The sequence below is a fragment of the Nonomuraea sp. NPDC003707 genome (assembly GCF_053587055.1).
In genome coordinates, this window is record NZ_JBSFNK010000034.1 from 99,295 (window position 1) to 113,056 (window position 13,762).

10 protein-coding genes are annotated in these 13,762 nt (G+C 72.1%); 7 read left to right on the forward strand and 3 right to left on the reverse strand.

Annotated features, from left to right (window positions below; all coding sequences use genetic code 11):
• Nucleotides 1-205: 205 nt before the first annotated feature.
• The 6 genes from ACWDRB_RS52430 to ACWDRB_RS52455 all read left to right on the forward strand — a co-directional run bounded on the left by ACWDRB_RS52430 (nt 206) and on the right by ACWDRB_RS52455 (nt 7,392).
• Nucleotides 206-1,498, forward strand: a complete 1,293-nt coding sequence (locus ACWDRB_RS52430) for an outer membrane protein assembly factor BamB family protein (RefSeq protein WP_449907848.1) — start codon at nt 206-208, stop codon at nt 1,496-1,498.
• A gap of 212 nt (nt 1,499-1,710) precedes the next feature.
• The gene (locus ACWDRB_RS52435; protein ID WP_363967067.1) at nt 1,711-2,448 is read left to right on the forward strand and encodes a PIG-L deacetylase family protein; all 738 of its coding nucleotides are present in this window, start codon (nt 1,711-1,713) and stop codon (nt 2,446-2,448) included.
• Complete coding sequence (locus ACWDRB_RS52440) at nt 2,445-3,143, forward strand: 4-carboxy-4-hydroxy-2-oxoadipate aldolase/oxaloacetate decarboxylase (RefSeq protein ID WP_449907850.1); 699 nt, start codon at nt 2,445-2,447, stop codon at nt 3,141-3,143. The genes ACWDRB_RS52435 and ACWDRB_RS52440 overlap by 4 nt, the downstream gene beginning before the upstream one ends.
• Before the next feature lie 5 nt (nt 3,144-3,148).
• Nucleotides 3,149-4,309, forward strand: a complete 1,161-nt coding sequence (locus ACWDRB_RS52445) for a 4-oxalomesaconate tautomerase (RefSeq protein ID WP_449907852.1) — start codon at nt 3,149-3,151, stop codon at nt 4,307-4,309.
• Nucleotides 4,310-4,362: 53 nt separating this feature from the next.
• Nucleotides 4,363-5,313 carry a VOC family protein gene (locus tag ACWDRB_RS52450; RefSeq protein ID WP_449907854.1) on the forward strand — a complete coding sequence of 317 codons (951 nt, stop codon included), beginning with the start codon at nt 4,363-4,365 and terminating at the stop codon, nt 5,311-5,313.
• Between the two features lie 138 nt (nt 5,314-5,451).
• Nucleotides 5,452-7,392, forward strand: a complete 1,941-nt coding sequence (locus ACWDRB_RS52455) for a glycosyl hydrolase family 18 protein (RefSeq protein WP_449907856.1) — start codon at nt 5,452-5,454, stop codon at nt 7,390-7,392.
• 50 nt (nt 7,393-7,442) lie between these two features.
• Here ACWDRB_RS52455 and ACWDRB_RS52460 read toward each other — a convergent pair whose 3' ends face one another.
• Nucleotides 7,443-8,300: an aldo/keto reductase gene (locus ACWDRB_RS52460; RefSeq protein ID WP_449907857.1), complete on the reverse strand. Its 858-nt coding sequence runs from the start codon at nt 8,298-8,300 to the stop codon at nt 7,443-7,445.
• Nucleotides 8,301-8,475: 175 nt separating this feature from the next.
• Between ACWDRB_RS52460 and ACWDRB_RS52465 the strand changes: the two genes are divergently transcribed.
• On the forward strand, nt 8,476-9,306 hold the full coding sequence (locus ACWDRB_RS52465) for a hypothetical protein (RefSeq protein WP_449907859.1): 831 nt from the start codon (nt 8,476-8,478) through the stop codon (nt 9,304-9,306).
• Nucleotides 9,307-9,312: 6 nt separating this feature from the next.
• Here ACWDRB_RS52465 and ACWDRB_RS52470 read toward each other — a convergent pair whose 3' ends face one another.
• Together ACWDRB_RS52470 and ACWDRB_RS52475 are read right to left on the reverse strand one after the other, a co-directional pair.
• A complete protein-coding gene (locus tag ACWDRB_RS52470) occupies nt 9,313-10,257 on the reverse strand; it encodes a hypothetical protein (RefSeq protein WP_449907861.1) in 945 nt (314 codons plus the stop codon).
• Nucleotides 10,258-10,268: 11 nt separating this feature from the next.
• Nucleotides 10,269-13,742, reverse strand: coding sequence for a serine/threonine-protein kinase (locus tag ACWDRB_RS52475; protein ID WP_449907863.1), 3,474 nt, complete (start codon nt 13,740-13,742; stop codon nt 10,269-10,271).
• Between the last annotated feature and the right edge of the window lie 20 nt (nt 13,743-13,762).

Sequence of the window (13,762 nt, forward strand, 5' to 3'; positions counted from 1 at the left end):
TCCCGAAGATCGCGCTTTTCGGATAGGGCCCCGCCCCTGGCCTCGGTGGCTCAGCTGCGGACCGCTTCACCTGGCGGGATGCTCGGTGTCGTCCCCCGGTGCGGCGGGCTCCGGCGTCGATTCGGGGCGGACGCCGAACGGGCCGGCCCGCGCGAACCAGTAGTTTGCTGCATTGGCGAACGTGAATGCCGACGATGGGGATTCGATGCGATTAATCACGGGAATCGTGCTGGTGCTGGCGGCGGTTGGCGGGTGTACGTCCAGGCCGATCACGCCGATCGAACCGGTGGACCCCGGCAACCGCTTCACGTCGAGGCCGCCGGTCGACCTCAAGTCCATCGACCCGCCCACCCGCTTCAACGCCGCCGCCGCCGCGCCGCTGGAGGTCTCCACGAACGCGGATGAGGTGCTGCTGCACGGCACCACGGCGGTCGTCCCGATCCATGGCAGCAAGCCGACCGTGTCCTCCGGGGAGGAGATCCGCCTGATCGACACCCGCACCAACAAGGTGCGGGAGGTGATCAAGCCGACCTACCCGCAGCCGAAAATCGGCACGGTGATCGCGCTGCCGACGCTCACGTCCGTCCAAGGCCGGCCGACCGTGCTCGCGCCGTTCCTCGGCGAGGCACCGGGACAGGGCACTACCCCGGGCCGTCCGCTGGTCGAGGTCGTCTCGATCGACCCAGAGAACGGGAAGACCGACTGGCGTACCGAGATCCCCATCGAGGGGTGGACCGGGACGGACCGTTCGAGCGGCGTCGAGGTCTCGTTCGCGGGTGTGGCCGACGGGGTGGGGGTCGTTCGGATCGTGGACCCGTCGCTGTCGGCTCGGCGCGGCGACACGTACGCGCTGGACCTGAGTAGCCGCAAGGTGCGGTGGAGCATGCGCGGGTTCGAGGCCCGAGCCGTGGCGGCGGGGATGGTCGCGGGCCAACAGCCCGGAACCGGGCAGACGCCGAAGGTCCAGGTCCGCGGGATCGACGCGCGGACCGGTCGGCAGCGATGGGCGTCGCCCCGCGATGCCTACTCGGTCGAGGTATTCCCGGCCGGCCCCTCCAAGGCAGTCGTCCGAGGACGCACCGACCCGGGCGGGAAGAAGTACGTCGATGTCGTGGAGATCACGACGGGACAGGCGGTGACCGTCACCGAGGAGAAGCCCGGTGAACCAGCCCCGCATCCGTTGAATTGCCTGTACGACGAGCAGGCCATCGCAGTCTGCTCAGGCGGTGACTGGGTCGCCGCGCTCGACGCGCAGACCGGCTCGTGGCTGTGGTCGATCACGAAGGGCGACGGGCGCCTGGTTCCCCTCGTGACCGGAGCCTGGCATGGGGTCGTCTACGGAAGAACCGCCAACGGGCCCGTCGTCCTCGATGGCAGGACCGGAACGGACCGGGAGACCCAACCGGGAGTCGCACCGTCGGTGGTCAACAGCTCCATGGCGATCGGCCCGTGGCCCGGCGGCGGCCTCGGGTCGAGCAGCTACCCGGTGATCGGCTGAGCTGAGACTTAGCTCAATCCCAGCCAAGACCTACCTGGCGGCTGGGAACACGTCCAGGAGCGGAGGGCCGAGCACTGCCACCTGCATAAGAGAGCCCATATCGTTGACAATATTGTCGAAGTCCACGCTCGACCAGGCCCCGATGTTGCGCTAGAGGCAGATTGCCGATGAAACTGTTGACAATCTGATCGATCGGCTCGTAGCGTCAGCGAGTGACCTCGGCAAAGACCCCCACACTTCTGGTGATCAGCGCCCACGCGGGCGACTTCGTCTGGCGCGCGGGCGGCGCCATCGCGCTCGCGGCCGGCCGCGGCGAGCGGGCCAAGGTGGTCTGTCTCAGCTTCGGCGAGCGCGGCGAGTCCGCGAAGGCGTGGCGCGCCGGCCGCACTCTCGACGAGATCAAGGCGATCCGCCGTGAGGAGGCGCAGAACGCCGCCGCGGCCCTGGGCGCCGAGATCGAGTTCCTCGACGCTGGCGACTATCCCCTGGTGGAGACCCCGGAGCTGGTCGACCGGCTGGTGCGGATCTACCGGGAGGTCGAGCCCGACGTGGTGCTGACGCATCCGCTGGCCGACCCGTACAACGGCGACCACCCCGCGGCGGCCCGCATGGCGTTGCAGGCGCGCGTGCTGGCGCAGGCCGCGGGCTACGACGCGCCGGGCGAGCCGCTCGGCGCGCCGCCCGTGTTCTTCTTCGAGCCGCACCAGCCCGAGCAGTGCGACTTCAAGCCCGACGTGCTGCTCGACATCACCCCGGTGTTCGACAGGAAGCGCAAGGCGATGGAGTGCCTGCCGGCCCAGCAGCACATGTGGGACTACTACACCGACCTCGCCAAGCGCCGCGGGGTGCAGCTGCGCCGCAACGCGGGCCCCAACCTCGGCCTGCCGCACGACACCATGGGCGAGGCCTACATGCGGCTCTACCCGCAGGTGACGGACGTGCTGGCATGAGGCACGTGGTCGTCACCGGCACGCCGCGGGCGAGCCTCGACCGGATCGACACCCTGGCCGCGTACGGCGTCGCGACCGTCCACGAGGCGCTCGGCCGCACCGGCTACCTGGGGCCCGGGCTGCGCCCCGCGTGGCCCGGGTGCAGCGCGGGCGGCAACGCGGTCACGGTGCTGTGCTGGCCGGGCGACAACCTGATGATCCACGTCGCGGTCGAGCAGTGCCAGGAGGGCGACGTCCTGGTCGTGACCACGACCTCGCCGTCCACCGACGGGATGTTCGGTGAGCTGCTGGCCACCTCGTTGCGCTCCCGGGGCGTGCGCGGGCTGGTGATCGACGCGGGCGTGCGCGACGTCGCCGGGCTGCGGGCCATGGGCTTCCCGGTGTGGAGCGCGGCCGTCAGCGCCCAGGGCACGGTCAAGGCGACGCCCGGGGCGGTCAACGTGCCCGTCACCGTGGGCGGGCAGCTCGTCCGGCCGGGCGACACGATCCTCGGCGACGACGACGGGGTGCTGGTGGTGCCGTGGGGCGACCTCGAGCGGGGCATCTCCGCCTCCGCCGCCAGGGCCGCGAAGGAGGCCGCCGCCCGCGAGGCGTTCGCCAAGGGCGAGCTGGGGCTCGACCGCTACGGCCTGCGCGAGCGCCTGCCCGGGCTCGGCATCACGTACGTGACGGCCGCCGACTACGGACCGATGTGACGGGCATGGGCGACCACGACCGCCGACCACGGACCGGTGCGACGGACATCGGCGCCGACGGGCGCCGACCACGGACCGACGTGACGGGCATCGGCGACGACGGCGGCGTGCGGTGCATGCTGATGCGCGGCGGCACCTCCAAAGGCGCCTACTTCCTGGCCGACGACCTCCCCGACGATCCCCGCGAGCGCGACGACCTGCTCCTGCGCGTCCTGGGCAGCCCCGACCCGCGCCAGATCGACGGCATCGGCGGCGCCCACCCGCTCACGAGCAAGGTGGCCGTGGTGTCGCCCAGCGCCGATCCCGGCGCGGACCTCGACTACCTCTTCCTCCAGGTCGCGGTGGACGAGCCGGCCGTCTCCGGGCGGCAGAACTGCGGCAACCTGCTCGCCGGCGTCGGCCCGTTCGCCGTGGAGCGCGGCCTCGTCCGTCCGCGAGGCGACGACATCGAGGTCCGCATCCGCCTGGTGAACACCGGCGGCCTCGCCACCGCCCGCTTCCCCACCCCGGGCGGCCGCGTCGACTACCGCGGCGGCACGGCCATCTCCGGTGTTCCGGGCACGGCCGCGGCCGTGGTGCTCGGGTTCGAGGACACCGCCGGCTCGGGCACGGGGCGGCTGCTGCCCACCGGCCGCGAGGTGGACGTGATCGACGGGATCGAGGTGACCTGCGTCGACAACGGCATGCCGGTCGTCGTGGCGGCCGCGGAGGACCTCGGCATCACCGGCTACGAGCGGTACGAGACGCTCGTGGCCGACGCCGGGCTCCGCGAGCGCGTGCAGTCGCTGCGCGTTCAGGCGGGCAAGCTCATGGGGCTCGGCGACGTCACCGGCGAGGCCGTGCCCAAGACCACGCTGGTCGCGCCGCCCCGCGACGGCGGCGCGCTGTGCACCCGCACGTTCATCCCGGTCCGGCCGCACACCGCGATCGGGGTGCTGGGCGCGGTCAGCGTCGTCACCGCCGCGCTGCTCCCGCACGGCGTGGCCCGGCGCTTCGCCCGGCTCCCCGAGGGCTCGCGCGTGGACGTCGAGCACCCCACCGGCCACCTGGAGGTCGAGGTGGAGCTCGACCTGTCCACCAGCCCGCCGACCGCGGTGCGGGCGGCGAACGTACGCACCGCGCGCAAGCTCTTCGACGGCACCGTCTTCCCCCGCCCCCGAGGCTGAGATGCCGCCCGACGTTGAGATGGCCCCAAGGTCGAGATGCCCCCGAGGTTGAGATGAACGCCCTGCTGCACGACATCGCCCACCTCGGCCACGTCGAGCTGCTCACTCCCGAGCCGGAGCGGAGCCTGTGGTTCTTCACCGAGATCCTCGGCATGACGGCCGCCGGGCAGGACGGCGACTCGGTCCACCTGCGCACGTACGACGACTACGAGCACCACAGCCTCACGCTGACGGCCCATCGCACCTCGGGCATCGGCTCGACCGGACTGCGGGCGAGCAGCCAGGAGGCGCTGGAGCGCCGGGTGCGCGCGATCAAGGACGCCGGGCTGGGCATCGGCTGGCGCGACGGCGCCCCGGGCCGCGGCCCGACGTACGCCTTCCGCGACCCCGACGGCCATGAGCTGCGCCTCTACTGGGAGTCGCAGTGGTACGAGGCGCCCGAGGAGCTGCGTCCCGCGCTGAAGAACCAGCCGCAGGCGTTCCCCGGCCGCGGGGTGGGCGTGCGCCGCCTCGACCACGTCAACTTCCTGGCCGCCGAGGCCGCGACCGCCGGGGCCTTCGTGCGCGACGTGCTCGGCGCCCGGGTGACCGAGCAGATCATGCTGGGCAGCGGCCGGATCTCCGCCCAGTGGCTGCACTTCGCGAACAAGTCCTACGACCTCGTCTACACCGACGACTGGTCGGGCGCCTCGGGCCGGCTGCACCACCTCGCGTTCGCCACGAACACCCGCGAGGACATCCTGCGGGCCGCCGACCTCTGCCTGGACAGCGGCGTGTTCATCGAGACCGGCCCGCACAAGCACGCCATCCAGCAGACCTTCTTCCTGTACGTCTACGAGCCCGGCGGCAACCGCGTCGAGCTGTGCAACCCGCTGACCAGACTCATCCTGGCGCCCGACTGGCGGACGATCACGTGGACGGAGGCCGAGCGGGCCAGGGGCCAGGCGTGGGGGCTGAAGACCATCGCCTCCTTCCACACGCACGGCACCCCGCCGACCGAATAATCGGCTTTACATCGAAATTTCACTCATTGACGCCTCCACAGGCAGAGGCTAACGTCGTCTCATAACTTAAAGGAAACTTTCCTAATAGTTTCCTGACATCCCACCCCTCGTACACCCCCAACCGGATGTCGGAGAGTCATGAGACACAGTGTCCTGAGCAAGATCCTGGTGGCGTTACTGCTGCCCCTCACCGCCGTGGCGGTCGCCCCGCCGCCGGTCTCCGCCTCGGCGTACGCCGCCCTCGCCGAGTGGGCCCCGTGGACGGCGTACACGGCGGGCACGCACGTCACGTACAACGGCGTCGAGTACGAGTGCATCCAGAGCCACACCTCCCAGCCCGGCTGGGAGCCCCCGAACGTGCCTGCCCTGTGGAAGCCCTCGACCGGCGGCGGCACCGACACCACCGCCCCGTCGGTGCCCGGCAACCTGCGCTCGACCGGTGTGACCGCCGGCAGCGTCTCTCTGGCCTGGGACGCCTCCACCGACAACGTCGCCGTCACCGGCTACGAGATCTACCGAGGCGGCACCCTCATCACCACCGTCACCGGCACCACCCACACCGACACCGGACTGGCCGCCGGCACGGCCTACAGCTACACCGTCCGCGCCCGCGACGCCGCCGGCAACCGCTCCGCCAACAGCAACACCGCCACCGCCACCACGACGGGCGGCGGCACGGACACCAGCCCGCCGACCGTGCCGGGCAACCTGCGCTCGACCGGCGTGAGCGGCAGCAGCGTCTCCCTCGCCTGGAACGCCTCCACCGACAACGTCGCCGTCACCGGCTACGAGATCTACCGAGGCGGCACCCTCATCACCACCGTCACCGGCACCACCCACACCGACACCGGGCTAGCCGCCAACACCGCCTACAGCTACACCGTCCGCGCCCGCGACGCCGCCGGCAACCGCTCCGCCAACAGCAACTCCATCACCGCCACGACCACGGGCGGCGGAGGCGGCGGGAACAAGGTGCTCGGCTACTTCGTGCAGTGGGGCGTCTACCAGCGCGGATACCACGTCAAGAACATCGACACGAGCGGCTCCGCGGCCAAGCTGACCCACATCAACTACGCGTTCGGCAACGTGCAGAACGGCCAGTGCACGATCGGCGACAGCTACGCCGACTACGACCGCTTCTACCAGGCGGGCGAGAGCGTGGACGGCGTGGCCGACACCTGGGACGCGGGCGCGCTGCGCGGCAGCTTCAACCAGCTGCGCAAGCTCAAGAAGAAGTACCCGAACCTGAAGGTGCTGTTCTCCTTCGGCGGCTGGACCTGGTCCGGCGGCTTCACCCAGGCCGCGCAGAACCCCACGGCCTTCGCCAACTCCTGCTACAACCTGGTCGAGGACCCGCGCTGGGCGGACGTGTTCGACGGCATCGACATCGACTGGGAGTACCCGAACGCCTGCGGCCTCACCTGCGACTCCAGCGGCTCGGCGGCGTTCAGGAACGTCATGTCGGCGCTGCGCTCCCGCTTCGGCTCCGGCAACCTGGTCACCGCGGCCATCACCGCCGACGGCACGAACGGCGGCAAGATCGACGCGGCCGACTACGCGGGCGCCGCGCAGTACATCGACTGGTACAACGTCATGACGTACGACTACTTCGGCGCCTTCGCGCCGCAGGGCCCGACCGCCCCGCACTCCCCGCTCACCTCCTACACCGGGATCCCGACCCCGGGCTTCTACTCCGACGCCGCGATCCAGAAGCTCAAGGGCAAGGGCGTGCCGGCGAGCAAGCTGCTGCTCGGCATCGGCTTCTACGGCCGCGGCTGGGCCGGCGTCACGCAGGCCGCGCCCGGCGGCACCGCCTCGGGACCCGCGCCGGGCACGTACGAGCAGGGCATCGAGGACTACAAGGTGCTCAAGACCCGCTGCCCGTCCACCGGTACGGTCGCGGGCACGGCGTACGCGTACTGCGGCGGCCAGTGGTGGAGCTATGACACGCCGAGCACGATCGGCGGCAAGATGAGCTACTCGAAGAGCCAGGGCCTCGGCGGCGCCTTCTTCTGGGAGCTCAGCGGCGACACCACGAACGCCGAACTCCTCACGGCCATGAAGTCCGGCCTGAACTGACCACCGTCCTACGGCGGGCCGCTGGAAGCAGGGGCCCGCCGTGGGGCCCGTCAGCGGGCGGCCGCCGTCAGCTCGCTCACCTGCTCACCCGTCAGCTCCACGGTGGACGCGGCGAGGTTCTCCTCCAGATGGGCCACCGACGACGTGCCCGGAATCGGCATCATCACCGGCGAACGCGCCAGCAACCAGGCCAGGCTGACCTGCGCGGGCGTGGCCCCGACGGCCTTGGCCACGTGGTCCACGGGACTCCCGGCCACCGCCAGCGCCCCCTTGGCGATGGGGCTGAAGGGGATGAACCCGATCCCCTGCTCCTCACAGTGCTCCAGCACGTCCTCCGAGAACCCGTTGGTGAGGCTGTAGCGGTTCTGCACGGTGACGATCTCGACGATGCGCCGCGCCCGCTCCAGCTCCTCGACGCTCACCTCGGACAGGCCGATGCTGCCGATCTTGCCCTCGTCCCGCAGCGCCTTCAGCTCGCCAAGCTGGTCCTCCAGCGGCACCTCCGGGTCGATGCGGTGCAGCTGCAGCAGGTCGATCCGGTCCACCCCGAGCCGCCGCAGGCTCATCTCGACCTCCTGCCGCAGGTACGCGGGCCGCCCCACGACCACCCACTGCCCCGGCCCCGGCCGCACGAACCCGGCCTTGGTCGCGATCAGCAGCCGTTCCGGGTACGGGTGCAGCGCCCCCCGGATGATCTCCTCACTGATGTAGGGCCCGTAGGAGTCGGCGGTGTCGATGAGATCGACGCCCAGCTCCACGGCCCGCCGCAACACCCGCACGGACTCGTCGTGATCGCGCGGCGGCCCCCAGACCCCGGGCCCGGTGAGACTCATGGCCCCGAAACCGAGCCGGTGGACGGTCTTGTCACCGATGGCGAACGTGCCGGTGGACTGAAGCTCTATGGACATGCGGGGTTCCCCGTTTCGCTGTCATCTGGGCCGTCTACGCACCTCCCATCTTCCCGTCAGCCGGATCCCCGCCACCCGCCGGGGGCCGCTGCAGCCATCATCCGAAATGGAATTGCCAATTACCACATTTCTCGCCGCTTAGACTAGGAACCCACCCGCTCGGAACAAAGGAGAGATGGTGCTTCGGACGACGTCCGTCATTGCTTTTTTGATGTGTCTCTCTTTGCCCGCCGGATGCACCGTTGACGTGGACGAGGGCCGAACGGACGATCGGGCACGCCGGATCGTCTGGGTGAACGCGCTCGCGGTGGCGAACCCGGATTACCGGGTGATCCACGAAAAGATTCAGCGACCCGAGCGCCGCGACAGCCGGTCGATCGACATTCAGCTGGAGGCCAGATGGCCCATTCCCGGCGTCACGTTACCCACGCGCGGCCGCAGAGACGCCGTCCTCACCGGCACCCGACTGGGCGGGGTCGAGGCACCCCGGCTGACCTCCTGGAGACTGACCGAGCTTCTGCAGGGCCTCGGCTCCGGCGATGGTCAGAAGGACGTCAAAGAGGCGGCGAGCCGGTTGGAGGCCCTGAAGGGCGCAGAGGTCAGAGTCCTGGCCGTCATCGAATTCAAAAAGCCCCTGCCGGAGCGTGACGTCCGAATCATATGGCCGTATCAAATAGACGTCGGACTCTTCTCCCCGGGCCGGCCCATGCCTATTTCATGGGATCAGTCCGGATACTGCGACTCGAGGGGCTTCGACGCGTGCAAACTCGGCATCAAAGACTCCCTTGCCAAAGAGTTCAGCGAATGGGTGGGCATGCTGACCTCTGCGGACCGAACGGCGTTGGATTCCTTCGGACTTGACTTGGCCGAGCTCGAAGAAAGCGCCCAGCGAGGCCTTTATCACGGCATGATTCTCAATGCGTATCCTGAGCGCGTCATACCGCTGACCAAGCTTCCCGAGATCCTCTCTGTCAAGATCGCCGATGTGGCGCTTGCCGGGCAGTGAGCGGAATCACGGCGCGGGCTTGGCGTCGCTGACGACGCCCGCCGCCAGGTTGGTGCCGAAGTACTGCACCCGCCACACTCCCCCGCTCTTCGACCCGGTGCGGACCTCGAAGCGGCCCTGGCTGAGGACCGGGCTGTCCCGGGTCAGGGTGCTCTTGTTGACCGAGTTGAAAGCCCCGGACGGCGCGCCCGGCTTGCGGTAGAAGACCCAGATGCGCTGGTTCCCCAGCCCCACCCAGGACGCGCCCGGCTTGCCGCGCAGCCGTCCCGAGTGGACGGTGCTGCCGCCCGCCCGCCGTACCGCGTAGTCGAGCTGTGTCGCGTACCGCTGCTCGGCCGTCGCCTCCACGAACACCGCCGCGCTCACCGCCCCGATCACCTCGGGGCCGCTGCGGACCTCGGCCCGCCACTCGCCGCTCTCCATGACGGGCGCCTGGGCGAGGAACCGGCCGAGGTCGTCGGTGACCGCGTCGGCGAGCTCGCGCCAGCCGCACGTCTCCTGCTCCTGGTACGCGATCACGACGGTCAGGCCGGCCGCCGGGCCGGAGGCGCCGTTCTTGACCAGCTCCAGCCGGCCGATGAGCCGGATCAGGTCGCCCCTGGGGACCTGCCGGGGCTGCGCGTCGAAGGACTCGAACCGCGCCTCCGCCTTCGCCCCGCGCCGGTCGACGTCGAACTCGTGCACGGCCGTCGCCCGGCCGGCCCGCGCCTCGACCTGCCACGTTCCCTCCGGGTCGGCGGGCCGGAGGGTGTGCGTGGCCAGCCAGTCGCACGGCGGCGGCTGGGCGGCGAAGTCGAGCGGTACGCGCGTCCCGTCCGGGCTCAGCAGCCGGCCGCGTAACCGGGTGGCGTTCGCGGTGGACACCTCGATCCGGAGCGCGACCTCGCCGGTGTCCAGGACGACCGGCTGTGGCGTCACCTGGATGGCGACGATGTCGGGCGAAGCCTGCATGTCTCCTCCTGTCAGCAGATCTCGCGGTAGGGCGTGCCGGGGATGAGCCGGTCCCACTCGCTCCGGGAGAGCGAGCGCCCGGCCCTAGCGCACAGGGCGGCGGCCACGCCGGCGGCGGTGGCGGGCTGGTCGCCGAGCGTGCCGTCGGTCCGCAGCCAGCGCAGTTGCCCGGCGTCGAAGGCCAGCGCCACCACCTCGCCCGCCGGGTACACGGCGGGCGAGCCGAGCGGGGCGCGTTCGGCGACGTCCCAGAGCTGGACGCGGTTCGAGCCGCCGACGGCCAGCGTCCGCCCGTCGGGCGAGAACGCCAGCACGTCCACCGCCCCGAACCCCTTGAGCGGCAGGTGGGCCAGCTGCCGGCGGTCGGCGGCGTTCCAGAGCGTCACCCCTGCGGCCAGCGCGCCGGTGGCGATGACCTTGCTGTCCGGGCTGTACGCGATGGCCCGCACGCCGTCCGCGCTCTCCCCGAACGGCCTGGTGACGGCCTCGGCCCCGCCCAGCGACGCGAGCGCGCCGTCCGCGCCGTTCACCGCCAGCTCCCGCCCGTCGGGGCGGAAGATCATGCCGGAGCCGCCGGGGACGCTCAGCGTCCGCGTCCTGACCCCGCGGCGGACGTCCCAGAGCTGGACGTCGCGCCAGTTGTTCGCGGGCGGGGTGACGGTCTCCTGGAAGGGCGCCACCGCCAGCGTCGTGCCGTCCGGGGCGAACGCGAGCCCGCCCACCTCGCTCGCGCCTTTGACGGGGAACGTCCGGTCCTTCGTGCCCGTCGTCAGGTTCCAGAGCGTGACCCGCGCGGGATCGGCCGTCCCGACGGCCAGGAGCGTGCCGCCGGGGTTCAGTGCCATCGCGGTCGGGGACACCGGCAGGGCCGCCGGCCGCGCCGGCTCATCCAGGCGCCAGACCTCCACCCTGGGCCGCCGCACGATCACCGTCCGCCGCGCGGGGTCGAACAGCCCGGCCTCGACCCCGGGGGCCAGCGTGCGCGGGCGGGTGAGGTCGGAGACGTCCAGGGTCACGACCGTGCCGTCGAGCAGGCCGAAGGCGAGCGTGCCTGGGCCCAGCCGGAGCCCGGACACGAGCTCGCCGACCGGATGGGACAGCAGCCGGGTGCCGTTCCGCGACCAGAGGGCCAGGTCGGAGCCGTCGTAGGCGGCCAGGTGGCGGCCGTCCTGGCTGAAGCGCAGCGCGCGGGCCCCGAATCCCTTCAGCACTGGCTCCCGCCAACGCCGCGCGACGAGGTCCCAGAAGCGGACCTCGCCGCCCGCCCGTACCGCCAGCTCGCGCCGCGCCGGGTCGAACGCGAGCGCCGCGCCGGGGAGCCGGGCCAGCACGCCCTGCCAGTCGCGCAGCTCGATCCGGCCGCCGGGCAGGGTCGTGGCCATCAGGGCGTCGTCGGCGGAGAAGGCGACCTCGGTGGCGTCGCCGACGGCCAGCGGGCGCTGGCTGGTGAGGTCCCACACCCGCACGCGGCCCTCGGCCGTGGTGGCCGCCAGCAGCAGCCGCCTGGGGCTGAACGCCAGCCGCTGCGCCCCCTCCCCGAACTCGGCGACCCGCACCCCGCGCTCGGCGTCCCACACGGAGATCGACCGCTCGCCCGCCACGGCCAGCCTGCGGCCGTCGGCGCTCAGCGCGATCGCGCTCACGGGCCCGCTCACCCCGCCGAAGACTCGAGCGGGCCGCCCGGTGATCGCGTCCCACAGCGTGAACCTGCCGTCGTCCAGCACGGCCAGCCGCGTGCCGTCGTCGCCGAGGTCGAAGCGGGCCGAGCCGGAGACCGGGCCGGGGCGGAAGGCCGAGCACTCGCGCTGGGCCAGGGAGGCGTACATGGCGGAGCGCGCCTCGGCCACCGGCGCGATCCGCCACGCGGCCACGCTCAGCAGCAGCGCCGTCAGCGGGTCGCCGGCCCGGGTCCGGTTCGCGAGCGCGGTCACCCGGCGGGCGGCCGACGTGTCCCGCTGGCGCGTGCCCAGCACGTCCTGCACGACCACGACCCCCACCGCGGCCAGCAGCACCGCGACGAGTGCCGCGATCGTGCCCCGGACGCGCCGGCGCCGCCTGGCCAGCTCCCGGGTGCGCTCGCGGGAGGCGTCCAGGAACGCCTGCTCGCGCTGGTTCGGCCGGAGCGGCCCGCGCCCGTTCGCGGCCCATTCGACGGTCTCGTCCAGGACCGTGCCCCGGTAGAGGTCGTCGGGGCGGCGGCCGTTCGCGTGCCACACGGTGGCCGCCCTGTTCAGGGCGTCGTGGACGCTCAGCGCCGCGCGGTCGGCCTCCACCCAGTCCCGCAGGCGCGGCCACGCCCGCAGCAGCGCCGCCCCCGCCAGCGTGATCGACTCGCCCTTGTGGACGAGCAGGCCCGCGTCCGTGTACGCCTGGAGCACCCGCTGCACGCCGGCCGGGTCCCGCGCGCCGTCGACGAGATCCCGGGGGGCCGCGTCCCTGAGCGCGGTCTCGGCGCTCTCGTCGGAGCGGACCATGCGCAGCAGCGCCGAGGGGACGAGCGCCTGGTCCTCCGGGCTGAGCCGCCCGTAGACGGCCTCGGCGACCTCGGCCGGCGGCGGCTCGGCCGGATCGGCGGCCAGATCGGCGGCCAGATCGGCTGGGGGCCTGACCTCGGCGGCGGCCCGGCTCCCGCTGCTGAGCAGCCCGGAGAGCCCGCCCTGCGAGAGGCCCGGCCCGTTGACGGCGCTGTTCATGGCGATGAGGTCGAGCAGGAGGGAACGCGCCGGCGGGCGGGCCTGCGCGTCCAGCGACATCGCCTCGGTGACCAGGCGCCGCAGCGGCTCCGCCAGCACGGTGAAGTCGGGCCGCGTGCCGGTCACCTGGTAACGCAGGAGGGCGAGGTCGCCGGAGAACGGCGGCCGCCCGGTGGCCGCGTACAGCATCATCGCGCCCCACGCCCACACGTCCACGGCGGATCCGCCGCGCTGCCCGGCCAGCCGCTCGGGCGCCATGTACGGCGGCGTGCCCGCCGCGAACCCGCCCTCGGTCGTCTGCGACATCTCGCCCGTCCTGGCGAGCCCGAAGTCGATCACGCGCGGCCCGTCGGGCCCGAGCAGCACGTTGCCCGGCTTCAGGTCCCGGTGCACCACGTCCGCGTCGTGGATGGCGGCCAGCGCCGTGGCCACCCCGACGGCCAGCCGGTGCAGCCGGTCGGCGTCGAACGGCCCGTGCCGCTCGACGGCCGTGCGCAGGCTGGGCCCCTCGATGTGCTCGCTCACGATGTACGGAGCGGGCCCGTCGAGGTCGGCGTCGATGATGCGGGCCGTGCAGAACGAGGCCACCTTCCGCGCGGCCGTCACCTCCTTGACGAAGTCGGCCCGGGCCCCGGCGTGCTCCAGGAACTCCGGGCGGATGACCTTGATCGCCACCCGCCGGCCGGCGTCGTCGTAGGCGTCGTACACGACCCCCTGCCCGCCCGCGCCCAGCCGGCCCGCCAGCCAGTATTCGCCCAGTTGTGCCGGGTCGCCCGGCAAAAGAGGCGTCACAGGAACCCAAGCTAGCGATT